Annotated in this window: 23 protein-coding genes; 9 read left to right on the top strand and 14 right to left on the bottom strand. The window is 71.5% G+C overall.

The genetic code is table 11. The features are described 5' to 3' along the window. Window positions 1-146: 146 nt before the first annotated feature. The 3 genes from SCNRRL3882_RS14265 to SCNRRL3882_RS14255 all read right to left on the bottom strand — a co-directional run bounded on the left by SCNRRL3882_RS14265 (window position 147) and on the right by SCNRRL3882_RS14255 (window position 4,074). The gene (locus tag SCNRRL3882_RS14265) at window positions 147-839 is read right to left on the bottom strand and encodes a DUF402 domain-containing protein (RefSeq protein WP_050810354.1); all 693 of its coding nucleotides are present in this window, start codon (window positions 837-839) and stop codon (window positions 147-149) included. A gap of 83 nt (window positions 840-922) precedes the next feature. After that, entirely contained in the window at window positions 923-2,326 is a 1,404-nt protein-coding gene (locus SCNRRL3882_RS14260; protein ID WP_010049044.1) for a class II fumarate hydratase, read from the bottom strand. A 77-nt stretch (window positions 2,327-2,403) separates the two neighbouring features. Next, complete coding sequence (locus SCNRRL3882_RS14255; protein ID WP_010049045.1) at window positions 2,404-4,074, bottom strand: fumarate hydratase; 1,671 nt, start codon at window positions 4,072-4,074, stop codon at window positions 2,404-2,406. Window positions 4,075-4,239: 165 nt separating this feature from the next. On the opposite strand from SCNRRL3882_RS14255, the gene SCNRRL3882_RS14250 reads away from it, so the two are divergent. Together SCNRRL3882_RS14250 and SCNRRL3882_RS14245 are read left to right on the top strand one after the other, a co-directional pair. Further along, window positions 4,240-4,926 carry a DUF1707 SHOCT-like domain-containing protein gene (locus SCNRRL3882_RS14250; RefSeq protein ID WP_010049046.1) on the top strand — a complete coding sequence of 229 codons (687 nt, stop codon included), beginning with the start codon at window positions 4,240-4,242 and terminating at the stop codon, window positions 4,924-4,926. A gap of 174 nt (window positions 4,927-5,100) precedes the next feature. Next, window positions 5,101-5,475 (top strand): WhiB family transcriptional regulator, encoded by a 375-nt coding sequence (locus SCNRRL3882_RS14245; RefSeq protein WP_029181819.1) that lies wholly within the window; start codon window positions 5,101-5,103, stop codon window positions 5,473-5,475. A gap of 68 nt (window positions 5,476-5,543) precedes the next feature. Here SCNRRL3882_RS14245 and glpX read toward each other — a convergent pair whose 3' ends face one another. Then, window positions 5,544-6,578, bottom strand: a complete 1,035-nt coding sequence (gene glpX, locus SCNRRL3882_RS14240) for a class II fructose-bisphosphatase (protein WP_010049051.1) — start codon at window positions 6,576-6,578, stop codon at window positions 5,544-5,546. A gap of 127 nt (window positions 6,579-6,705) precedes the next feature. On the opposite strand from glpX, the gene SCNRRL3882_RS14235 reads away from it, so the two are divergent. Beyond that, on the top strand, window positions 6,706-7,230 hold the full coding sequence (locus SCNRRL3882_RS14235; RefSeq protein ID WP_010049052.1) for a DUF4245 domain-containing protein: 525 nt from the start codon (window positions 6,706-6,708) through the stop codon (window positions 7,228-7,230). Between the two features lie 61 nt (window positions 7,231-7,291). Here SCNRRL3882_RS14235 and SCNRRL3882_RS14230 read toward each other — a convergent pair whose 3' ends face one another. From SCNRRL3882_RS14230 to xseA, 3 genes are all read right to left on the bottom strand, one after another. Beyond that, on the bottom strand, window positions 7,292-7,882 hold the full coding sequence (locus tag SCNRRL3882_RS14230; protein WP_010049054.1) for a malonic semialdehyde reductase: 591 nt from the start codon (window positions 7,880-7,882) through the stop codon (window positions 7,292-7,294). A 121-nt stretch (window positions 7,883-8,003) separates the two neighbouring features. Then, window positions 8,004-8,258 carry an exodeoxyribonuclease VII small subunit gene (locus SCNRRL3882_RS14225; RefSeq protein WP_029181820.1) on the bottom strand — a complete coding sequence of 85 codons (255 nt, stop codon included), beginning with the start codon at window positions 8,256-8,258 and terminating at the stop codon, window positions 8,004-8,006. A gap of 9 nt (window positions 8,259-8,267) precedes the next feature. Further along, window positions 8,268-9,476, bottom strand: coding sequence for an exodeoxyribonuclease VII large subunit (gene xseA / locus SCNRRL3882_RS14220; protein ID WP_010049058.1), 1,209 nt, complete (start codon window positions 9,474-9,476; stop codon window positions 8,268-8,270). 179 nt (window positions 9,477-9,655) lie between these two features. Here xseA and SCNRRL3882_RS14215 point away from each other — a divergent pair, with 179 nt between their 5' ends. Then, complete coding sequence (locus SCNRRL3882_RS14215; RefSeq protein ID WP_078603017.1) at window positions 9,656-10,681, top strand: 4-hydroxy-3-methylbut-2-enyl diphosphate reductase; 1,026 nt, start codon at window positions 9,656-9,658, stop codon at window positions 10,679-10,681. Between the two features lie 91 nt (window positions 10,682-10,772). After that, window positions 10,773-11,519: a polyphosphate--glucose phosphotransferase gene (gene ppgK, locus SCNRRL3882_RS14210; RefSeq protein WP_010049064.1), complete on the top strand. Its 747-nt coding sequence runs from the start codon at window positions 10,773-10,775 to the stop codon at window positions 11,517-11,519. 278 nt (window positions 11,520-11,797) lie between these two features. Here the strand turns inward: ppgK and SCNRRL3882_RS14205 are convergent, their stop codons facing one another. Continuing rightward, window positions 11,798-12,385 (bottom strand): DUF6542 domain-containing protein, encoded by a 588-nt coding sequence (locus tag SCNRRL3882_RS14205; RefSeq protein WP_102514797.1) that lies wholly within the window; start codon window positions 12,383-12,385, stop codon window positions 11,798-11,800. A gap of 169 nt (window positions 12,386-12,554) precedes the next feature. Here SCNRRL3882_RS14205 and ychF point away from each other — a divergent pair, with 169 nt between their 5' ends. Beyond that, window positions 12,555-13,643 (top strand): redox-regulated ATPase YchF, encoded by a 1,089-nt coding sequence (ychF, locus tag SCNRRL3882_RS14200; protein WP_010049068.1) that lies wholly within the window; start codon window positions 12,555-12,557, stop codon window positions 13,641-13,643. A 76-nt stretch (window positions 13,644-13,719) separates the two neighbouring features. On the opposite strand, the gene SCNRRL3882_RS14195 is transcribed toward ychF, so the two are convergent. The 4 genes from SCNRRL3882_RS14195 to SCNRRL3882_RS14180 form a co-directional block, all read right to left on the bottom strand. After that, window positions 13,720-14,865 carry an RNA polymerase sigma factor gene (locus tag SCNRRL3882_RS14195; RefSeq protein ID WP_010049069.1) on the bottom strand — a complete coding sequence of 382 codons (1,146 nt, stop codon included), beginning with the start codon at window positions 14,863-14,865 and terminating at the stop codon, window positions 13,720-13,722. An 8-nt stretch (window positions 14,866-14,873) separates the two neighbouring features. Further along, the gene (locus SCNRRL3882_RS14190; protein ID WP_010049071.1) at window positions 14,874-15,281 is read right to left on the bottom strand and encodes a YciI family protein; all 408 of its coding nucleotides are present in this window, start codon (window positions 15,279-15,281) and stop codon (window positions 14,874-14,876) included. A gap of 101 nt (window positions 15,282-15,382) precedes the next feature. Next, window positions 15,383-16,183 (bottom strand): sulfite exporter TauE/SafE family protein, encoded by an 801-nt coding sequence (locus tag SCNRRL3882_RS14185; protein WP_010049072.1) that lies wholly within the window; start codon window positions 16,181-16,183, stop codon window positions 15,383-15,385. Between the two features lie 110 nt (window positions 16,184-16,293). Then, window positions 16,294-17,199, bottom strand: a complete 906-nt coding sequence (locus SCNRRL3882_RS14180; RefSeq protein ID WP_010049073.1) for a LysR family transcriptional regulator — start codon at window positions 17,197-17,199, stop codon at window positions 16,294-16,296. 104 nt (window positions 17,200-17,303) lie between these two features. On the opposite strand from SCNRRL3882_RS14180, the gene SCNRRL3882_RS14175 reads away from it, so the two are divergent. Next, window positions 17,304-18,134 carry an oxidoreductase gene (locus SCNRRL3882_RS14175; protein WP_010049074.1) on the top strand — a complete coding sequence of 277 codons (831 nt, stop codon included), beginning with the start codon at window positions 17,304-17,306 and terminating at the stop codon, window positions 18,132-18,134. A 36-nt stretch (window positions 18,135-18,170) separates the two neighbouring features. Here SCNRRL3882_RS14175 and SCNRRL3882_RS14170 read toward each other — a convergent pair whose 3' ends face one another. Together SCNRRL3882_RS14170 and SCNRRL3882_RS14165 are read right to left on the bottom strand one after the other, a co-directional pair. Continuing rightward, entirely contained in the window at window positions 18,171-19,922 is a 1,752-nt protein-coding gene (locus SCNRRL3882_RS14170) for a tetratricopeptide repeat protein (protein ID WP_050810355.1), read from the bottom strand. A 71-nt stretch (window positions 19,923-19,993) separates the two neighbouring features. Further along, window positions 19,994-20,242, bottom strand: coding sequence for a helix-turn-helix domain-containing protein (locus SCNRRL3882_RS14165; RefSeq protein WP_010049077.1), 249 nt, complete (start codon window positions 20,240-20,242; stop codon window positions 19,994-19,996). A gap of 171 nt (window positions 20,243-20,413) precedes the next feature. Here SCNRRL3882_RS14165 and SCNRRL3882_RS40765 point away from each other — a divergent pair, with 171 nt between their 5' ends. Together SCNRRL3882_RS40765 and SCNRRL3882_RS14160 are read left to right on the top strand one after the other, a co-directional pair. Continuing rightward, window positions 20,414-20,578, top strand: a complete 165-nt coding sequence (locus tag SCNRRL3882_RS40765; RefSeq protein ID WP_158688495.1) for a hypothetical protein — start codon at window positions 20,414-20,416, stop codon at window positions 20,576-20,578. Between the two features lie 162 nt (window positions 20,579-20,740). Further along, window positions 20,741-22,321 carry a S8 family serine peptidase gene (locus SCNRRL3882_RS14160; RefSeq protein ID WP_010049078.1) on the top strand — a complete coding sequence of 527 codons (1,581 nt, stop codon included), beginning with the start codon at window positions 20,741-20,743 and terminating at the stop codon, window positions 22,319-22,321. The last annotated feature ends 19 nt before the right edge of the window (window positions 22,322-22,340 follow it).

Raw genomic sequence — 22,340 nt, 5'->3', positions numbered from 1 at the left:
GCCGGTGTTGCCCTCGTACCCCTCGCTCACGTCCTGCCGCCCCTCGGTGACGATCGGTCAAGCCCAGCGCGTGCTCCGTCAGTTGCCGCCGCGCGCCCTTGCGGAGGACGATCCTACGTTTCTTGCCCGGGGGCGCATCAAGGGTCTCATGAGGACACATGCGCAGGCGTACGGTCCCAGTCCTCCGGCAGTGACGGTACCGTCCAGGACGGATCCGGGCGCCAGTGCTGCCAGCCTTCCGAGAACGGCGGCCCCCAGGCGCGGATCATCTCCACGGCGGCCCGCCCGGCCGCTCGGACCTTTTCGGCCTGCTGATCGTCCATCAATCCGTCCCGCAGAGCCTGGGCGAACTCGTCCTCGTCACGCCAGTGCCAACTGCGGTCCGGGTGCACGGAAATGTCCAGGAAGTGGTCGACGGAGTCCACACCGCCCGCCCAACGGGCCAGCGGCTCCTCCAGGTTCACGTACCAGTTCTTGAACCGCCAGCCCGGCTCCCAGAACAGCCACACCGACCAGGGCTCGGCCGGCCGGGCCAGCTTCAGCACGCCCGTGCCGAACCAGTGGTCGCGCTGCACGGTCCGCGGCTTGGTGTAACGGGACTCCAGCGGCTCCAGGTGCACGGGGGTGCCGTCGGCGAGCACGGGCCTCACACATTCCGTGCCGGGCGCCAGCCACACGGCGAGCAGCTCCGCGTCGTCCCGTACGACGGTGACCGGACGCGCGATGTGGAAACGCGCGCCGCCGTTCTCCCGGTACCTCCACAGGATCTCGCTCCCGGGCTCCCAGAAGCCTGCCGCACCACCCGTTTCCACGCGTCTCACCGCTCCACCGTCTGCCATGCACAGATATTAGGTGCCATGGCCATACGACGCTGCGGCGCGTGTCACGGTTCACGCGCCGGTCGCGCCCGCGCGGCGAACCGTCACGGGTGTGTCATCCGCAGGACATCCAGCGCCTCGTCGAGCTGCTCCAGGGTCAGGTCCCCGCGCTCCACGTACCCGCTGTCCAGCACGACCTGACGGATCGTCTTCCGCTCGGCCAGCGCCTTCTTGGCGACCTTCGCGGCCTCCTCGTAGCCGATGTACTTGTTGAGCGGCGTGACGACGGACGGGGAGGACTCGGCGTACTCCCGCGCCCGCTCGCGGTTGGCGGTGATGCCGTCGACGGTCCGGTCGGCGAGCAGCCGCGTGGCGCTCGCGAGCAGCCGCACGGACTCCAGCACGTTCTTCGCGATGACGGGCAGCATGACGTTGAGCTCGAAGTTCCCGGCGGCACCGGCGGCGGCGACGGTGGCGTCGTTCCCCACGACCTGGGCGGCGACCATCAGCACGGCCTCCGGGATGACCGGATTCACCTTGCCCGGCATGATCGAGGACCCGGGCTGGAGGTCGGGCAGGGCGATCTCGGCGAGGCCGGTGCGCGGCCCCGAGGACATCCACCGCAGGTCGTTGGCGATCTTCGTCAGCCCGACCGCGATCGTCCGCAGCTGCCCGCTGGTCTCGACGATGCCGTCCCGGGCGCCCTGCGCCTCGAAGTGGTCACGCGCCTCGGTGAGGGGCAGCCCGGTCGTACGGGCGACCTCCTCGATCACGGCGGCGGAGAAACCGGGCGGGGTGTTGATGCCGGTGCCGACCGCCGTACCGCCGAGGGGCAGTTCGGCGAGCCGGGGCAGGGACGCCTCCAGCCGCTCGATCCCGTACCGCACCTGGGCGGCGTACCCGCCGAACTCCTGCCCCAGCGTCACGGGCGTGGCGTCCATGAGATGGGTCCGCCCCGACTTCACTACATCGGAGAACTCCTCGGCCTTGCGCTCCAGGGAGGCGGCGAGGTGGTCCAGGGCGGGGATCAGATCACGCGTGACGGCGGCGGTCGCGGCGATGTGGATCGAGGACGGGAACACGTCGTTGGACGACTGGGAGGCGTTGACGTGGTCGTTCGGGTGCACGGCCCGCCCGAGCCGCTCGGTGGCCAGCGTGGCGATGACCTCGTTGGTGTTCATGTTGGACGAGGTCCCGGACCCGGTCTGGAACACGTCGACGGGGAAGTGCGCGTCCCACTTGCCCTCGGCGACCTCACCGGCGGCCTCCTGGATCGCGCCGGCGATGTCCTTGTCCAGGACCCCCAGCTCGGCGTTGACCTTGGCCGCCGCCCCCTTGATCCGGGCCAGCGCCTCGATGTGCGCGCGCTCGATGCGCTGTCCGGAGATGGGGAAGTTCTCCACCGCCCGCTGGGTCTGGGCCCGCCACTTGGCGTGGGCGGGCACCCGCACCTCGCCCATGGAGTCGTGCTCGGTGCGGTACTCGGTCCTGTCCTGCTCGTCGGTCATCGACGATCACCTCCACGTGTCACAGCGTCCGCGACGCGACCACTGTTCCCCGTGGAGGCGAACCGTCACCGCCGTTCTCAGGCGAGTCCGGGACCCCGTACCGGAATGGACGTGAACGTCGGCGCCGGGGCCGGGTCCTGGAAGAAGTCGTTGCCCTTGTCGTCGACGACGATGAACGCCGGGAAGTCCTCGACCTCGATCTTCCAGACCGCCTCCATGCCGAGTTCCTCGTACTCGACGACCTCGACCTTCTTGATGCAGTCCTGGGCCAGACGGGCCGCCGGGCCGCCGATGGAGCCCAGGTAGAAGCCGCCGTGGGTGTTGCAGGCGTCGGTGACCTGCTTGCTGCGGTTGCCCTTGGCCAGCATCACCTTGGAGCCGCCCGCCGCCTGGAACTGCTCGACGTAGCTGTCCATCCGGCCGGCCGTCGTCGGGCCGAAGGAGCCCGACGCGTAGCCCTCAGGCGTCTTGGCCGGACCGGCGTAGTAGACCGGGTGGTCCTTCAGGTACTGCGGCATCTCCTCGCCCGCGTCCAGCCGCTCCTTGATCTTGGCGTGCGCGATGTCGCGGGCGACGACGAGGGGGCCGGTGAGGGAGAGGCGGGTCTTGACCGGGTACTTCGTCAGCTCGGCCAGGATCGTGTCCATCGGCTGGTTGAGGTCGATCTTCACCACGTCCGAGGACTCGTCGAGGTGCTCGTCCGTCGTCTCCGGCAGGAACCGCGCCGGGTCCGTCTCCAGCTGCTCCAGGAAGACGCCCTCGGCGGTGATCTTCGCGACGGCCTGCCGGTCGGCGGAGCAGGACACGGCGATGGCGACGGGGCAGGAGGCGCCATGGCGGGGCAGGCGGACCACGCGCACGTCGTGGCAGAAGTACTTGCCGCCGAACTGCGCACCGATCCCGATCTTCTGCGTCAGCTCGAAGACCTTCTGCTCCAGCTCCTTGTCCCGGAAGCCGTGCCCGAGCGCCGACCCCTCCGCCGGGATCTCGTCCAGGTAGTGCGCGGAGGCGTACTTCGCGGTCTTCAGCGCGTACTCGGCGCTCGTACCGCCGACGACGATCGCCAGGTGGTAGGGCGGGCAGGCCGCCGTACCCAGCGAGCGGATCTTCTCCTCCAGGAACTTCATCATGGAGGCCTCGTTCAGGACGGCCTTCGTCTCCTGGTAGAGGAACGACTTGTTGGCGGAGCCGCCGCCCTTCGCCATGAACAGGAACTTGTAGGCGCCGCCGTCGGTCGCGTACAGCTCGATCTGCGCGGGCAGGTTGGAGCCGGTGTTCTTCTCCTCCCACATGGTGAGCGGAGCCATCTGCGAGTAGCGCAGGTTGAGGTTCTGGTAGGCGTCGTAGATGCCGCGGGAGAGGGCCTCCTCGTCGCGGCCCGCCGTCAGCACGTTCTGGCCGCGCTTGCCCATCACGATCGCCGTGCCCGTGTCCTGGCACATCGGCAGCACGCCCGCCGCCGCGATGTTCGCGTTCTTCAGCAGGTCCAGCGCCACGAACTTGTCGTTGCCGGACGCCTCGGGGTCGTCGATGATGCGGCGCAGCTGCGCGAGGTGGGCCGGGCGCAGGTAGTGCTGGATGTCGTGGACGGCCTCCTCGGCGAGCTTGCGCAGCGCCTCCGGCTCCACCTTGAGGAAGGTCCGCCCGTCCGGCCCCTCGACCGTGGAAACGCCCTCGGAGGTCACCAGCCGGTAGGGGGTGGTGTCCTCTCCCTGGGGGAGCAGATCGGTGTACGCGAACTCAGGCATCTCAGCCCATTCCTCACTCGACGGACGGCGGCCCGCCTCCTTTGGCGAGCGCCAACAGCCTAGAACCTGCCTCCGGCAGCGAGCCCGTGAGGTAAGGCTCTGTTCGTCACACTCGGCCGCAACACAGGGGTGTCGCGATCTATCGTGTTTCGGTACGCTGCTGTCGTGGACCTTCAGAAGCAGACCGCGCCCGCCGTCTCCGAGCTCCGCGCCTCCGACGCCGAGCGCGACCGCATCGCCGACATCCTGCACGACGCCCTCGCCGAGGGCCGTCTCACCGCGGACGAGCACGCCGAGCGCGTCGAGGGGGTGCTGCGCGCCAAGACGGTCGGCGAACTGGACGTCTTCATACGGGATCTGCCCGCCGCCCACCGCCGGGGCCCCGGCCCCTCGCCGGCCCCGGCCCCGTACCGCCCCACGGCCGGCGCCATCCCCGTCGACCCGGACGACAACGTGGTCGCGATCTTCAGCAGCGCCGTCCGCAAGGGCCGCTGGCGCACGGGCCGCCGTATCCACGCGTACGCGATCTTCGGCAGTGTCGAGATAGACCTCAGCGAGGCGCTCTTCGACCACCAGCAGGTCATGATCAAGTCGTTCTCGGTCTTCGGCAGCGTCGAGATCCGCGTCCCGGAGAACGTGTCGCTGCGCGGCATGGGCGGCGGCGTGCTCGGCAGCTTCGAGGTGGACACCCTCGACTCGGGCGACCCGCAGGCCCCCATCGTCTACGTCGACGGCTGGGCCGTCCTCGGCAGTGTCGAGGCGCGGCCCCGGCGCGGCAAGGTCGTCGCGGACATCCTCGACCGGGTGCAGCGCAAGGTCGACAAGAGTTTGCGCAAACACCTGAACCATTGACAGTCGCGAATCCGTCGGGGTCCGGGGCAAATCGGTCCACCGGCGACGCCGCTCCACGGAACCCGGGAACGGGGGCGAAACCAGCGCTTCGGAACTCAGTGCATAGGCGCGCGCACAGCGGGTAGGCCTTGCTGCATCGTCTCTCGCTCGCGAAGCCGTCGTCAGGAGTAGACCGTGCTGCAACCGCCGCATTCGTCCCTGGTAGCTGCCGTTCCGGCCCCGCGGGTGCCTGCGCGAGACAGGGATCAAGACGCCCCGTGGCACACCGAGGCGGTGTGCCGGCGTGACGAGGCGGGCCTGTTCTTCGCCCCCTCCAAGGAGCCAACCGCCGCCCGGCTCTCCCGGGAGGAGGCGGCGAAGCGGGTCTGCGCCCGCTGTCCGGTGATGGTCGAATGCCGCGAGCACGCCCTGCTCCAGCCCGAGCCTTACGGCGTCTGGGGCGGCCTCACCGCCGCCGAGCGCCGCGTGGTCCTGGCCCGGCGCCGCCGCCGCGACCTGGAGTTGAAGAAGGCGGCCCGGACGACAGACCGCATAGCGGCAGCGGGCTGACAGCCGAGCAGCACGAAAGGGCGTCCCCACCGCACCGGGGACGCCCTTCGTACATCCGACTCCGCGCGCTACTTCCCCTTGTCGAAGTCGATCGCGCTGTACGCCCGCAGCTTGCTCAGCCGGTGCTCGGAATCGATCCTGCGCACCGTCCCCGACCGCGACCGCATCACGATCGAGTCGGTCGTGGCGGTCTCGGCCCGGTACCGGACCCCGCGCAGCAGCTCTCCGTCGGTGATCCCGGTCGCCACGAAGAACACGTTCTCGCCGGTGACCAGGTCCTCCGTCATCAGCACCCGTTCGAGATCATGGCCCGCGTCGATCGCCCGCTGCCGCTCCTCGTCGTCCTTGGGCCACAGCTTGCCCTGGATCGTGCCGCCCAGGCACTTCACCGCACAGGCCGAGATGATGCCCTCCGGCGTACCGCCGATGCCGAGCAGCAGGTCGACGCCCGTGCCCTCGCGCAGCGCCAGGATGGAGCCGGCCACGTCGCCGTCGGAGATCAGCTTGATGCGCGCGCCGGTGTCCCGGATCTCCTTGATGATGCCCTCGTGCCGCGGCCGGTCAAGGATCACCACCGTCACGTCCTCGGGCGCGGACCGCTTGGCCTTGGCGACCCGGCGGATGTTCACCGACACCGGCGCGTTGATGTCGACGAAGTCGGCCGCCTCGGGCCCGGTGACGAGCTTGTCCATGTAGAAGACGGCGGACGGGTCGAACATGGACCCGCGCTCGGCGGCGGCCAGCACCGCGATCGCGTTCGTCATGCCCTTCGCGGTCAGCGTGGTGCCGTCGATCGGGTCGACGGCGATGTCACACTCGGGACCCGTCCCGTCGCCCACGCGCTCCCCGTTGAACAGCATCGGGGCCTCGTCCTTCTCGCCCTCGCCGATGACGACGACGCCGTTCATCGAGACGGTGGAGACGAGGGTCCGCATGGCGCGCACCGCGGCACCGTCGGCGCCGTTCTTGTCACCCCGCCCGACCCAACGGCCCGCGGCCATCGCCGCTGCCTCGGTGACCCGGACCAGTTCCAGGGCGAGGTTGCGGTCGGGGGCCTCGGAGGGCACATCGAGTTCGGACGGCAAGTGATGATGCTCGGTCATCGGAGCGCACCTTTCTGTACGACGACGGCCGGATGAGGGTGTTGTTGCCCGACTCTATCGCCGAGTCGGCAAAATGAGCAGGGGCCCCCACGGATGAGCGCGCTGGAGACCTGCGACGATAGGGGGCGTGGCAGGCACGAACGGCAAGCAGAAGACGGCGCGGGACATGATCCTCTCCATGGGAGTCATCGTCCTCGTGGCGGGCGTCATATACCTCTTCATCCCGCACGACGACAGCCCGCCCGACCTCAAGCGCGTCGACTACCGGGTCGAGCTGCTCACGGCACGCCGCGCCGCCTCGTACCCCATCGCCGCCCCGCAGGGCCTGCCCGACGCCTGGAAGGCCACCTCCGTCCGTTTCCAGGGCGACGAGTTCGACGCCTGGCACCTCGGCTTCCACGATCCCGAAGGGGAGTACGTGGCCGTCGAGCAGTCCACTCAGCGGCGCCCCGTCTTCGTCGACGAGGCGACCCAGGGCGCGCGGGAGACGGGGAAGACCGAGAAGATCGACGGCCGGACCTGGACCCGCTACGAGGGTGGCCGGTACGACGCGCTGGTGCTCGAGGGCACCAAGGGCTCGACGACGGTCGTGACGGGCACCGCGTCGTTCGCGCAGCTGACGAAGATGGCGGACGCGCTGAAGACGGAGTGAGGCTCCGTACGCATGAAGAAGGCCCCCGGCGTGCACCGGGGGCCTTTCTCGTGTGCGTCGGTCAGACGGTCGTGACCACCTGGTCGAACTCCAGGCGCGGGGAGCGCGGGTACCAGGCGTCCGGGCCCGGGCGGCCGATGTTGACGACCATCAGCGGGGTGTGGTCGTCGTCCAGGAACTCCTTGCGCACGCCCTCGAAGTCGAAGCCGGTCATCGGGCCGGCGGCGAGACCGGCGGCGCGGACGCCGACGATGAAGTACGCGGCCTGGAGGGCGGCGTTCAGCGTGGCGGCGTTCTCGCGGACCGGGCGCTCGGCGAAGAAGAGGTCCTTCACCTGCGGCATGGCCGGGAACAGGTGCGGCAGCTCCTCGTGGAACTCGTTGTCCGCGGAGAGGATCGCGACCAGCGGGGCGGCGGCCGTCTTGGGCTGGTTGCCCTCGGCCATGTGCCGCACCAGGCGCTCGCGGGCCTCGGGGGAGCGGACCAGGGTGATGCGCAGCGGGGTCTGGTTGAAGGCGGTCGGGCCGTACTTGACCAGGTCGTAGATCGCCTGCACCTGCTCGTCGGTCACCGGCTCGTCGGTGAAGGTGTTGGCGGTGCGGGCCTCGCGGAACAGCAGGTCCTGCGCGGCGGGGTCAAGGACGAGAGACATGGATGAACCTTCTGGACCTTCTCTAGAGGGTACGTCTGATGTCTTCGACCGTACGCGAGTGAAGTTCAACGTTCAACCAAACCCGGGGTGTCGTGGCTCACCTCACAGTGAACCGCCCGTGCTACTCCGCGTCCGCCTCGGCCGCCTCGTCCGCGGTCTCCTCCGCCAGCGCCGCGTCCAGCCGCGCCCGCGCCCCGTCCAGCCAGCGCCGGCACACCTTGGCCAGCTCCTCGCCGCGCTCCCAGAGCGCCAGGGACTCCTCCAGCGTCGTACCGCCCGCCTCCAGGCGGCGGACGACCTCGATCAGCTCGTCCCGCGCCTGCTCGTACCCGAGCGCCTCGGTCATGCCCGGTGTCTCATCAACCTCGCTGGTCATCCACCCACCCTATGTGTCCACTCGTACGGAGAACTCACCCTCGGAGACCCGCGCGCGCAGGGCCTCGCCGGGCGCCACCTCGCCGGGGTCGCGGACGGCGTGCCCGTCCGTCTTCTGGAGCACGGCGTACCCGCGCTTCAGGGTCGCGGCGGGGGAGAGCGCCACCACGCGCGCGCGGGTGTGCGTCAGCTCGGAGTCGGCCCGGTCCAGCTGGTGCCGCAGGCAGCGCCGGCCCCGGTCGAGCAGGTCCGCCACATGGTCGGCGCGCTCGTCGATCATCCGGTGCGGGTCCTCTATCGACGGCCGCGCCAGCGCGTGGGCCAGCCCGCGCTCCTCCCGCTCCACCAGCGCCGCCACGCACCGCCGCGCCCGGTCCCGCAGCAGCCGTACGCGCTCGTACTCCTCGCCGACGTCCGGCACGACCTTCTTCGCGGCGTCGGTCGGGGTGGAGGCGCGCAGGTCGGCGACGTGGTCGAGGAGCGGGTTGTCGGGCTCGTGCCCGATCGCGGAGACCACGGGCGTACGGCACTCGGCCACCGTCCGGATCAGCTGCTCGTCGGAGAACGGCAGCAGGTCCTCCACGCTGCCGCCACCCCGCGCGACGATGATCACGTCCACGTCCTCGATCGCGTCGAGCTCCTTCACGGCCTGCACGACCTGCGGCACGGCGTGCACGCCCTGCACGGCGACGTTGCGCACCTCGAAGCGCACGGCGGGCCAGCGGTGCCGGGCGTTCTCCAGGACGTCCCGCTCGGCGGCCGAGGCCCGTCCGCAGACCAGCCCGATCAGCTGCGGCAGGAACGGCAGCGGCTTCTTGCGCTCCGGCGCGAACAGGCCCTCGCGCGTGAGGGCCTTCTTCAGCTGCTCCAGGCGCGCGAGCAGCTCACCGACCCCGACGGGCCTTATCTCGGCCGCCCGCAACGACAGCTGCCCACGCGGGGCGTACCACTCGGGCTTCGCGAGGACGACGACCCGGGCACCCTCGCTCACCACGTCCGCGACGGCGTCGAACACCTGCCGGTAGCAGGTGACGCTGACCGAGATGTCGTACGACGGGTCCCGCAGCGTCAGGAACACCACGCCGGCGCCCGGCCGCCGCGACAACTGCGTGATCTGCCCCTCGACCCACACCGCCCCGAGCCGGTCGATCCACCCCCCGATGAGCCGCGACACCTCACCGACGGGGAGCGGGGATTCCGGAGACGTGTTCACAGCCATGCCGCGAGAGTAGTGGCCGCCACCGACAACCGAGCGCACCCACCGGGCGACCCCCGGCTCCGGCAGCGTGCTCTGCCTCCGCCTCAGCCCTCCGCACCCGGCACTCACATCACGCCCGGTCAGTCTTCCCGGGGACTCCACACGGATGCGATCTTCGACCCGCCGAACGCGGCCTTACGATGGGACGCATGTCTGCTTCGCCTGGCCGCCGTGTCCTGCTCGCCGCCCCCCGTGGCTACTGCGCGGGTGTGGACCGCGCCGTGATCGCCGTCGAGAAAGCCCTGGAGCAGTACGGCGCTCCGGTCTACGTCCGGCACGAGATCGTCCACAACAAGTACGTCGTGCAGACCCTGGAGAAGAAGGGCGCGATCTTCGTCGAGCAGACGGAGGAGGTGCCCCCGGGGAACATCGTCATGTTCTCGGCGCACGGCGTGGCCCCCGTCGTCCACGAGGAGGCCGAGCGCGGCCGTCTCGCCACCATCGACGCCACCTGCCCGCTGGTCACCAAGGTCCACAAGGAAGCCGTCCGCTTCGCGAACGAGGACTACGACATCCTTCTGATCGGCCACGAGGGCCACGAGGAGGTCATCGGAACCTCCGGCGAGGCCCCTGACCACATCCAGCTCGTCGACGGCCCGGGTGATGTGCAGAAGGTCGAGGTGCGCGACCCGTCCAAGGTCGTCTGGCTCTCCCAGACCACGCTGTCCGTCGACGAGACCATGGAGACCGTCGACGCCCTGAAGGAGAAGTTCCCGCAGCTCATCTCCCCGCCCAGCGACGACATCTGCTACGCCACGCAGAACCGTCAGCTGGCCGTGAAGCAGATGGGCGCCGAGTCGGACCTGGTGATCGTGGTCGGCTCGCGCAACTCCTCCAACTCCAAGCGGCTCGTGGAGGTCGCCAAGATCGCCGGAGCGCGCGCGGCGTACCTCGTGGACTTCGCCGACGAGATCGACGAGGCCTGGCTGGAGGGTGTCTCCACGGTCGGCGTCACCTCGGGCGCCTCCGTCCCGGAGGTGCTGGTCGAGCAGGTCCTGGAGTGGCTGTCCCAGCGCGGCTTCGAGGACGTCGAGATCGTCAAGGCGGCCGAGGAGTCCATCACCTTCTCGCTGCCCAAGGAACTGCGCCGCGACCTGCGCGAGGAGGCGACGGCGCTGGCCGCCGAGCGCCGCGGCGCCGGAACCGGTGAGGATTCCGCGGAGTGATCGAGGAGTGATCGGGGAGTGATCGGGGAGTCGCCGGGCGGGGTTCGCCGTCCGGCCGGTGACTGTCAGTCCCTCGTCGTAACGTAGGGCCATGCAGATCTTCGGCGTGGACATCGGCGGTTCCGGGATCAAGGGTGCCCCGGTGGACCTGGACGAGGGCGACCTGGCGCAGGAGCGCCACAAGGTCCTCACCCCGCACCCGGCCACGCCCGACGGGGTGGCCGACGGCGTCAAGCAGGTCGTCGACCACTTCGGCTGGACGGGCCCGGTCGGGGTCACGTTCCCGGGCGTGGTCACCGACGGTGCGACGATCCGGACAGCGGCGAACGTCGACGACAGCTGGATCGACACCGACGCGCGCGTGCTGCTCGGCGAGCGGCTGGGCGGACTGCCGGTGACGGTGGTGAACGACGCGGACGCGGCGGGCGTCGCCGAGATGCACTTCGGCGCCGGCCGCGGCCGGCGGGGCACGGTGATCGTCCTCACCTTCGGCACGGGCATCGGCAGCGCGGTCTTCGTCGACGGCGTCCTGGTCCCCAACACCGAGCTGGGCCACCTGGAGCTCGACGGGCACGACGCGGAGAAGCGGGCCTCCAGCAAGGCCCGGGAGGACCACGACATGAACTGGGAGCACTGGGCTGTGCACCGCGTGCGCCCGTACCTCGCCCACGTCGAGATGCTGTTCTCGCCGGAGCTGTTCATCATCGGCGGCGGTGTCAGCCGCAAGTCACAGAAGTTCCTGCCGCACATCGAGGGCATCAAGGCGGAGATCGTCCCGGCGCAGTTGCAGAACAACGCGGGGATCGTGGGGGCGGCGATGCGGGCGGCGGGGCACTAGGGCGGGCGGATCTGGCGGTCGCACAGGCGGAAGCGCTCCCGGTGTCGCACCGGCGGACGCCTGGCGGTCACGCTGGCGTGGTGTGAGTCCTGGCGGTCACGCTGCGGGGCGGGCTCTGGCGGTCGCACAGGCGGACGCGCGTTGGCCGTCATGCTGGCGTGCGGGTCCTGGTGGTCGCACAGGCCCACGGGCCCAGGCCGTCGCACAGGCCCACGGGCCTGGGCCGTCGCACAGGCCCACGGGGCCCGGCCGTCGCACAGGCGTCCACGCCCCCGCCGTCACACCGGTGGCCGTGCCCCACTCGCCGCCCGTCGCCGGTGTACCAGGCGGACGCGCCGGGCGATCACGATCAGCCCGGCGACGAGCGTGCCGCCGTACAGCCACCCGGCCTGTGTCGCGAGCGCCGTGACCAGCCCCATCAGCTTGCCGCCGGCCCCGCCGTCGCCGTCCGCCACGGGCAGCAGCCCCACGGCGAACGCGATCGGCACGACGACGGGCGCGGTCATCAGATCCCCGCGGCGCACCCAGACCGCGGTCAGCACGCACACCGGCAGGAACAGCACGCCGTACGCCGTCAGCGACGCCCCGAACAGCACGGCGCACAGCCCGCCGAGCAGGAACATGACCAGCGCGCAGAACAACCCGCTGCCCAGCCCGGTCAGCCGGGGGTTGGGGAACCTCGCCGCGGTGGGCGCCGACGCGGGGGCGGGTCGTCGTACCGACGAGGGACGGCGCTGCGGTCCCGGCTGCCGGACCGCTCCCACCGCCCCGCCGCCCGTTCCTCGTCCCGCCTGCGGCGGCAGGTGCGATCGCGGCCGGTCACGTCGCGGTCCGTACTGGGCAGGTCGCGTCCTGTATCGCTCCACCGCACCAACTTAGGTCGTTCAATATGCCGAATAGGCCTTCAGACACGCCGTGGACCGAGGCTTGGCCAAGCGTTCGATACGTCGCCGGGACGGTTCCGGGTACGCCGTAGACTGGTGGATCGGCCGGTCTCCTGGCCCCCTGCCCTCTCCACTCACGGGAAGTCGCAACGTGTCGCTCACGATCGGAATCGTCGGTCTGCCGAATGTCGGCAAGTCGACCCTTTTCAACGCCCTGACCAAGAACGACGTGCTGGCGGCCAACTACCCGTTCGCCACGATCGAGCCCAACGTCGGCGTCGTCGGCGTCCCCGACCCTCGGCTCGGCAAACTGGCCGAGATCTTCAAGTCGGAGCGGATCCTCCCGGCCACGGTCGACTTCGTCGACATCGCGGGCATCGTGCGCGGCGCGTCCGAGGGCGAGGGCCTGGGCAACAAGTTCCTCGCGAACATCCGTGAGTCCGACGCGATCTGCCAGGTCATCCGCGCCTTCAAGGACGAGAACGTCGTGCACGTCGACGGCAAGATCTCGCCCAAGGACGACATCGAGACGATCAACACCGAGCTGATCCTCGCCGACCTCCAGACGGTCGAGAAGGTCCTGCCGCGCCTCCAGAAGGAGTCGCGGATCAAGAAGGACATCCAGCCCAAGGTCAAGGCGGTCGAGGAGGCCAAGGAGATCCTGGAGAAGGGCGACACGCTCTTCGCGCACGGCATCGTCCAGGGCAGTGAGCGCAACGAGCTCCTCCACGACCTGCACCTGCTCACGACCAAGCCCTTCCTCTACGTCTTCAACGTCGACGAGGACGAGCTGGTCGACGAGGAGTTCAAGAACGAGCAGCGCGCCCTGGTGGCCCCCGCCGAGGCGATCTTCCTCAACGCCAAGCTGGAGGCGGACCTCGCCGAGCTCGACGAGGACGAGGCGCTCGAACTCCTCCAGTCCGTCGGCCAGGACGAGCCCGGCCTCGCGACCCTGGCCCACGTCGGCTTCCGCACCCTCGGCCTCCAGACCTACCTGACGGCCGGCCCCAAGGAATCCCGCGCCTGGACCATCAAGAAGGGCGCCACGGCTCCCGAGGCCGCCGGCGTCATCCACACCGACTTCCAGAAGGGCTTCATCAAGGCGGAGGTCATCTCCTTCGACGACCTGGTGGAGTCGGGTTCGGTGGCGGAGGCCCGCGCGAAGGGCAAGGCCCGCATGGAGGGCAAGGACTATGTGATGCAGGACGGGGATGTCGTGGAGTTCCGCTTCAACGTATGACCTCCCCCGCGTCGCCTGCCACGGGATGTGAGACGCGGGCGCGCCCAGTGTCGTGGGAAGAGCCGCGCGCGGCCCGTCAGTGAGGTCGGCTGGCGTTGAGTCGGGCGGCCTGGCGCGTCAGGTGGGCGCGTTCGGCGAGGTTGGGTGCCTTGTGGGCCGCCTCGGCGTACAGCCGTGCCGCTGTCGCCAGGTCACCGTCGCGCTCGTGGAGATATGCCGCCACCGCGGCGTAGCGGGGCAGTGAGGCGTCCAGCGCCGTGAGCGCCGCCAGGCCGGCGCGCGGGCCGTCGGCCTCCCCGACGGCGACCGCGCGGTTGAGCCGGACGACCGGGCTGTCGGTCAGGCGCGTGAGCTCGTCGTACCACTCGACGATCTGCACCCAGTCGGTCTCCTCGGCGGTGGGCGCGTCGGCGTGGAGGGCGGCGATGGCGGCCTGGGCCTGGAACTCGCCCAGCTGGTCGCGGGCGAGGGCCGCCTGGAGGATCCCGACGCCCTCCGCGATCAACGCGGTGTCCCACCGGCCGCGGTCCTGCTCGGCGAGCGGCACCAGGCTGCCGTCGGACGCGGTCCGGGCGGCGCGCCGGGCGTGGTGGAGCAGCATGAGGGCGAGCAGCCCCGCCACCTCGGGGTGGTCGATACGGGCCGCGAGCTGCCGGGTGAGCCGGATGGCCTCGGCGGCGAGGTCGACGTCGCCGGAGTAGCCCTCGTTGAAGACGAGGTAGAGAACGCGCAGCACGGTGGCGACGTCGCCGGGCCGGTCGAAGCGCACGCCGGAGACCGTGCGCTTGGCCCGGCTGATGCGCTGCGCCATGGTCGCCTCGGGCACCAGGTAGGCCTCGGCGATCTGCCGGGTGGTCAGCCCGCCGACGGCGCGCAGCGTGAGCGCGACCGCCGATGCCGGGGTCAGCGACGGGTGGGCGCACAGGAAGTAGAGCTGGAGCGTGTCGTCCACCGCGGGCGCCGGTCCGGGTGCCGGCTCCTCCTCGACGCGGTCCTCACGCCGGCGGCGGGCGGCGTCGGCGCGCGTCGCGTCGAGGAACTTGCGCCAGGCCACGGTGATCAGCCAGCCCTTGGCATCGCGCGGTGGGTCGGCCGCCCAGACCCGGAGCGCCTCGACCAGAGCGTCCTGCACGGCGTCCTCGGCCGCCGCGAAGTCGGCTCCGCGGCGGACGAGGACGGTGAGCACGCTCGGCGTGAGGCTCCTGAGCAGGACCTCGTCCATCGGTGACGTCACTCCGTGATGGTGGGCGTCGTGCCGTAGAACGGGCGCACCTCCAGCCACTCGTGGATCGGCTTGCCGCCCGCCCCGGGTGCGGCCGACAGCTCCCCGGCCAGCTCGACGGCGCGCTCGTAGCTGTCGACGTCGATGACCATCCAGCCGGCGATGAGGTCCTTGGTCTCCGCGAACGGTCCGTCGGTGACCGGCGGGCGCCCCTCACCGTCGTAGCGGACCCACGCTCCCTCGGGGGCGAGCGCCTGACCGTCGACGAACTCGCCGGTCTTCTCCAGCCGGGCCGCGAAGTCGTTCATGTACTGCATGTGCGCCGAGATCTCCTCCGGGCTCCACTGGTCCATCGGCACGTCGTTGATCGGAGCCGGGGCGCCGCGGTAGTGCTTCAGCAGCAGGTACTTGGCCATCGTGGTTCTCCTCGATGCTCGTGCGGCCCATTGTGGTCGCGTTCACCCCGGGGACGGAGCCGGACGCGGGTTCTCGACATCGCCGTCAGTTTTTTTTGGCATCAATTCAGGGCCTGCGCGGCGTACAGAGCGCCGACGGCCGTGGCGAGGGTGCCGAGCAGGAGGCGCAGGGCCCGGTCGGGCAGGTGGGGCTGGAGGCGGGCGCCGAGGTAGCCGCCCATGAGGCCGCCCGTGCCGCAGGCGAGGCCGAGCCACCAGTCGGGGGCGACCTCTCCCGAACTCAGGAACGACAGCAGCGCGTAGGCGGTGGCGCCGACGAGCGACGTGGCGAACGTGGCGGCGAGCGCGGCCGGGGCGACGCGGGCGACGGGCAGGCCGCGTCCGACGAGGACCGGGCCGAGCAGGGAGCCGCCGCCGATGCCGTAGACGCCGCCGACCACGCCGACCGCCAGCGCGAGGCCGGTCAGCGTGCGCGGGGCCAACCCGCCCGGGACCAACTCGCCCGGGGGCGGCGGGCGGTGGCGTGCCGGGGCGAGGGCACGCAGGAACAGCCACAGGCCGAGCGGCAGCAGCAGGGCGGCTGCCAGGAGCCGGAAGACGCCCGGGCCGGGGAGGGCGAAGACCCGGACGGTGGCGCCGAGGACCACGCCGGGCAGCGTGCCCAGCACCAGGCGCCGGGCCAGGTCGCCGCGCAGCGCGCCGTCGTGGCGGTAGCGCCACAGGGCTCCGGGTCCGGCCACCACGTTGTACAGCAGGTTGGTCGGAGTGACCGCCGGGTTGGGCACACCGAAGACGCTCAGCTGGACCGGGAGCAGGAACACCGCGCCGGACACTCCGACCGGGGCGGTCACGGTCGCGATCACCAGCCCGGCGGCCAGCCCTCCCCACACCGTCCAGTCCACCGTCGCCCCGCTTCCCCTGGCCCTTCGAGCACCCGGTCAGTATCAGCGGCCCGGAGGGCTACGGGGGTGGCGTGCAACGAGATCTTCACAGGAGGGTCTGACCAGGTCGGCTACTCCCGCCCCGTGACCCGCCGGCAGGCCTCCGCGTACGCCCGTACCAGCGGACGTCGCCCGTCCTCCCGGCGCCAGGCCAGGACGTAGCGGCTGGGCGTCACGCCGCGTACCGGGCGGGCTGTCACACCGCCCAGGGTGAGCAGGGGGACGTTGCCCGCGGCCACCAGGCAGACGCCGAGACCGGCGGTCAGGGCCTCGTACGTCTCCTCCGTGCTCGCGATCTCGGCGCCGATCCGGGGAGGGCGGCCTTGGCGGGCGTCCAGGGCCAGCCAGTAGTCGCGCAGCGGGCCAGTGCTCTCGGGCAGCGCGAGGAACGGCTCGTCGAGCAGGTCCGTGAAGTCGACCTCGGTGCGGTCGGCGAGGGGGTGTGTGTCCGGGAGGGCGACCATGAGCGGTTCCTCGGCGACGACCGTCCACCCGTAGCGCTCCTGGCCGGGCAGGGGCAGCCAGACGAAGGCCACGTCCGCGGCGCCGTCGGCGAGGCCCGCGGTCGGGTCCTCCCAGTTGACCTGCCGCAGCCGGATGACGGTCTCCGGGCGCGCGGCGGTGAAGCGGGAGCGGATCGCGGGCAGCAGGCCGCCCCGCACCGGGCTGGTGCTCATGCCCACGACCAGGGTGCTGCGCTGCGCCGCCCGGGCCGCCTCCACCGCGGCCGCCCCCTCCGCCCAGTCCGCCAGCACCCGCCGGGCGTGCGGCAGCAGTGCCGCACCGGCGTCGGTGAGGGCCACGCCGTGCCGGTCGCGCCGCAGCAGCTCGATGCCCAACTGGCGCTCCAGCGCCCGGATCTGCTTGCTCAGTGCGGGCTGCGACACGTACAGGCGCTCGGCGGCGTGGGTGAAGTGCAGTTCCTCGGCCACCGCCACGAAGTAGCGCAGGTCGCGCACATGAACGTCCAGGGTCATAGCCATTGGTTATCACCAAAAGTCTTGGACCGGGCATCGGGCCGGGCGAGAGGGTGGTCGGCGTAACGACACGAGGTCGTGACGACACGAGACGGGGACCTGTCATGAACAAGGTGTGGCTGATCACGGGTGCGAGCAGCGGTTTCGGGCGGGCGATCGCCGAAGCGGCCCTCGCCGCGGGCGACGTGGTGGTCGGCGCGGCCCGGCGCCCCGAGGCGTTGGACGACCTGGTCGCCGCCCATCCCGACCGGGTGGAGGCACTGCGCCTGGACGTCGCCGACACGGACGCCGCGGAGGCCGCCGTGCGGGACGTCGCGGCGCGGCACGGGCGGATCGACGTCCTGGTCAACAACGCGGGCCGGACGCATGTCGGTGCCTTCGAGGAGACCACCGAGGAGGAGCTGCGGGCGCTGTTCGAGGTGCACGTCTTCGGCCCCGCAGCCCTCACCCGGGCCGTGCTGCCGTACATGCGCGAGCGGCGGTCGGGCGCGATCGTGCAGATGAGCAGCATGGGCGGGCAGTTGTCCTTCGCGGGTTTCTCGGCGTACAGCGCGACGAAGTTCGCCCTGGAGGGCATGTCCGAGGGACTCGCGGACGAGGTCGCGGAGTTCGGCGTCAAGGTGCTGATCGTCGAGCCGGGCGCGTTCCGCACGAGCCTGTTCGAGACCGGGCGGGCCGGTGCCAGTGCCGACAGCGGCGTGTACGGCAAGGTGAGCGAGACCCGTGGCCTGGTCGCCGGCGGCGACGGCACCCAGCCCGGCGACCCGGCCAAGGCCGCCGCCCTCATCCTGGCCGCGCTCGACGCCGACTCCACGCCGCTGCGGCTGCCCCTCGGCGACGACGGCGTCAGCGCGGTCCTCGGCCATCTCGACCAGGTACGCGACGAGGTCCTGGCCTGGGAGAAGCGGTCCCGGGCCATGGGGTTCGACGACTGACCGCCGCGCGCACGTCCCGGAGGGAGGCACCCGCGGTCATCCCGGCGGCCGTGCCTCCCACGGCTGCGCGATGTCCCCGCCGGGCTCCCACCCGTACCGCGCGAGCTGGTCCGCGGCTGCTTCCCGGCCCGCCCTCCGCAGCAGGTCGACCGCGCTGTGGAGGGCGAAGACCGTCCCCGACTCGCCGGCCCGCCGGCACCAGGCGAGCGCCTCGTCGACCTGCCCGGTCCGCTGGAGCAGTTCGGCGCCCTGGCGCAGGGCGCTGATGTCCCCGGCCTCGGCCGCGCGCTCGTACCACTCCAGCGCCTCGTCGGTCCGGCCCGCCTCCTGGGAGAGTTCCGCGGCCCAGCGCAGCGCGAACGTGTCGCCCGTCTCCGCCGCCTGCCGGTAGCGGGCCAGGGCTTCGGCGGGGCGGCCGGTCTCCCTCAGCAGGTCGCCGGCGAGCCACAGGACGAACTCGCATCCGGCCTCGGCCCGGTCCTGAAGCCAGTCGATCGCCTCGTCGGTCCGGTCCGCCTCGCGCAGCACCTTCGCGGCCTGGAGCAGCGCGAACGTGTCGCCGTGCGCCGCGGCCACGGAGTAGGCGCGGACCGCGAGCCGTTTGAGACCGCGCAGCCCCGCCGAGCGCGCGATGTCGACGTGGCTGCCGACGGCGGCGTGGTCGACGAGCGCGTTCCACAGTTGCGGGGGCACGCCGGCGGTCCGGCGGTTGGTGCGGCCCTCCTGTTCCAGGTAGTCGGCGAGGACGTAGTGCGGCTGGGCCGGGTACGGGTCGCCGGGCCGGGGCCGCATCCGGGTGAGGGGGCCGCGGGCGCCGTGGCAGGGTGCGGCCGTGTAGGCCAGTGCCTGCTCCAGCCAGTCCTCGCCGAGCGTGTCCCACTGGCCGTCGGTGAGGTATCCCGGGGCGGCGGCCTCCAGCAGCGCGTGCGGGAGCGCCCGGGCGTGACCGAGCCGCCGCGCGTCCATCGCCGTCTCGATCAGCGCCCGCGCCGCGGAGGGCGCGGCCCGGTAGCGGTCGAGCAGGGAGGGCGCGCCCGCCAGGTACTGGGTGATGTGCCCCTGCTCGGCCTCGGCGGCGGCCCGGGCCAGCCTGGGGTCACCGCCGGCGGCGAGCCGCAGCGCTTTGAGGGCCGGGCCGTTGAAAGTGTCCGGCACCGGTACGACGGCGCCGCTGAGCAGGACCCGGGCCTGCGGGTGGGCATCGGCGACGCCGGGCTGGGGGGTGCCGGTGAGAGTGGCCCAGTACTCGGGCCACATCGTGCCGAGGACGAGCACCGGGGCCCGGTCCGGCTCGGCGAGCAGGTCACGCAGTCCGGCGGCGACGCGCTCCCCGACGGAGTCGGTGGGCGTCAGCAGGTAGTGCTGCATCTCGTTGAGCCACACCACCGTCCGCGGAGCCACCGCGGCCAGGTCCGCCAGCAGCGCCTGCGGGCGGTCGGGGGCGATCGGGTGCCACAGCCGCCAGCCGGCCGGAAGCTCCTGCACGGCCTCCCAGCAGGCCCGCGTCTTGCCGCAGGAGGAGCCGCCGACCAGCACGACCATGCCGCTGACGCCGTCGGCGGCCTGCTGGACCACCTCGCGCAGCCGGGTGTCGTGTACGCGCTCTACGTAGGCCGGGAGCAGGGGCAGTGTCTCGCCCCTGCCGTTGTCCCACGGCCCGGCGGCCGGGGGGACTTCGATCGCCCGGTGGACCTCCAGCGAGAAGGGGTCGGCGAGTTCGCCGATGGGCCGCCCGGGAGCGGTCCGGCCCTCGGGGCCGGGCAGTGGCTCGGGGCCGTGGTCACCCAAGCCGGGAACCGGCGGTGGCGACGGCGGCGTCCTCTCCTGCGACGGCGTCTCGGGCGCGCGGTCGGCCGCCATCAGTGCGGACCACTGGCGTGGCATCGGGGGCGGCAGTCGGCCCAGCGGGCCAGGATCCGGGCCACCGCGAGCAGGTGGTCGAGGTTCCGCGGTGCGTGCTTGCGGTTGAACCAGTCGCTGATCGTCTTGACCGAAACGCCGGACTCCTCGGCCAGTCTGCTCCGTACGAGGCGGAGTTCACGGTCGGCGAGACGTGCCTCGGCCCGCCTGCGTAACCGGTCGAGCTCCTCGAGCACCAGCGACGCCACTCCACCTCCTCGGCACCTGTCGGCTTTCCGGTTCGGAATTCCGAAAGGCCGCGTCGACCTTCAGGTTACGCAGTCGGATTCCGAACTGTTCCGAGTTGGCTGGGAGTTGTCACCCCACCGAGCGTGAACTGGTGCGCGTACGCCCCCGGAGCACGACGGCAGGAGCAGCAGATGGAGCCCGACCGCACCCGCACGCGCACTCGCACGCGCACCGGCTCGCGCACCCGTGACCGGCGCCGCCTCGGCCGGGCCGTCATGTTCAGCGCGGTGCGCGGCGCGGCGGCCGCGCTGGGCTCCGGCGCCGTCAGCGCGCTTCTGTGGTGGTGGCAGCGGTAGGACTGCGCCTTGCAGGGCCCTTGTGCAATTCCTGTGGAGGCCTCAATCTTTCGGCTGACGCACAGGAGTCACCCAAGGTTGACATGACCATGACTTCAGGGTGGCTTCGGCGGGCGTGCACCACACCCCACAGCGCACCACCGATTGAGGAGGACCCCTCAGATGGCAGTGATGCGTACTCCCCACAGGCCCACCCGGCGAAGACTGGCCGCGCTCGGCGCGACGGCCACCGCGGCGCTCGTCGCGAGCCTCGTCTCGGCCCTCCCCGCCGGCGCGGCCCCGGCCGCGTCCGAAGGGCGCATCCAGTACGAGGACGCGGCCGGCGCCGTCGCCGACAGCTACATCGTGACGCTGAAGACGCAGAAGGCCGGTTCCGCCGCGGGCCGGGCCCTCGCGCACAAGTACGGCGCCGACATCGAGCGCACGTACACCAAGGCCCTGAACGGCTACGAGATCGAGGCCTCCGAGGCCGAGGCGGAACGCCTCGCCGCCGACCCGGCCGTCGCCTCCGTGGTCCAGAACAGGACGTTCGGCATCACCGGGACCCAGCCCAGCCCGCCGTCCTGGGGCCTGGACCGCATCGACCAGAAAAACCTCCCGCTGAACAGCTCCTACACCTACCCCGATTCGGCCGGGGAGGGCGTCACGGCGTACGTCATCGACACCGGTGTCCGCATCACGCACAGCGACTTCGGCGGCCGCGCCTCCTACGGCTACGACGCCGTCGACAACGACAACACCGCCCAGGACGGCCACGGCCACGGCACACACGTCGCCGGCACGGTCGCAGGCGGTGCCTACGGCGTCGCCAAGAAGGCCAGGGTCGTCGGTGTCCGGGTGCTGAACAACTCCGGCCAGGGCACCACCGCCCAGGTCGTCGCGGGCATCGACTGGGTCGCGCGGAACGCGGTCAAGCCGGCCGTCGCCAACATGTCACTCGGCGGCCCCGCCGACACGGCCATCGACACGGCCGTACGCAACGCCGTCACCGCCGGCGTCACCTTCGTGGTCGCCGCCGGCAACGAGTCCACCAACGCCTCCACCCGGTCCCCGGCCCGCGTCACCGAGGCCGTCACGGTCGGCGCCACGACGTCGAGCGACGCGAAGGCGAGCTACTCCAACTACGGTGCCGTCCTGGACCTGTTCGCACCCGGCTCGTCCATCACCTCGGCCTGGAACACGGGCGACTCGGCGACCAACACCATCTCCGGTACGTCGATGGCCAGCCCGCACGTCGCCGGAGCCGCCGCCCTGTACCTGGCCGACAACCCCACGGCGACCCCCGCGCAGGTCTCCGCCGCGCTGACGGCCGCCGCCACCACCGGCGTCGTCACCAGCCCCGGCAGCGGCTCGCCCAACCGGCTCCTCAACGTCGGCGGCGGTACGACCACCCCGCCCGGACCGCGCTTCGAGAACACCACCGACCAGGCCATCGCCGACAACGCCACAGCCGAGTCCCCGGTGACCGTCTCCGGCGTCTCCGGCAACGCGCCCTCGGCCCTGGCCGTCGAGGTCCACATCGTCCACACGTACATCGGCGACCTCCAGGTCCAGCTGATCGCCCCCGACGGCACGGCGTACACGCTGAAGTCGTACGGCACCGGCGGCAGTGCGGACGACATCGACACCACGTACTCCGTGAACGCCTCCGCGGAGGCCGCCAACGGCACGTGGAAGCTGCGCGTGAGCGACAACGCCCGCTTCGACACCGGTCGGATCGACGCCTGGGCGCTCCAGTTCTGACCTCGTTCCGTGACGGGCC

The sequence above is a fragment of the Streptomyces chartreusis NRRL 3882 genome (assembly GCF_900236475.1).
Taxonomy (GTDB): Bacteria; Actinomycetota; Actinomycetes; order Streptomycetales; family Streptomycetaceae; genus Streptomyces; species Streptomyces chartreusis_D.
The sequence above is the reverse complement of the archived record's forward strand: the minus strand, read 5'-3'. Positions and strand labels throughout refer to the sequence as shown.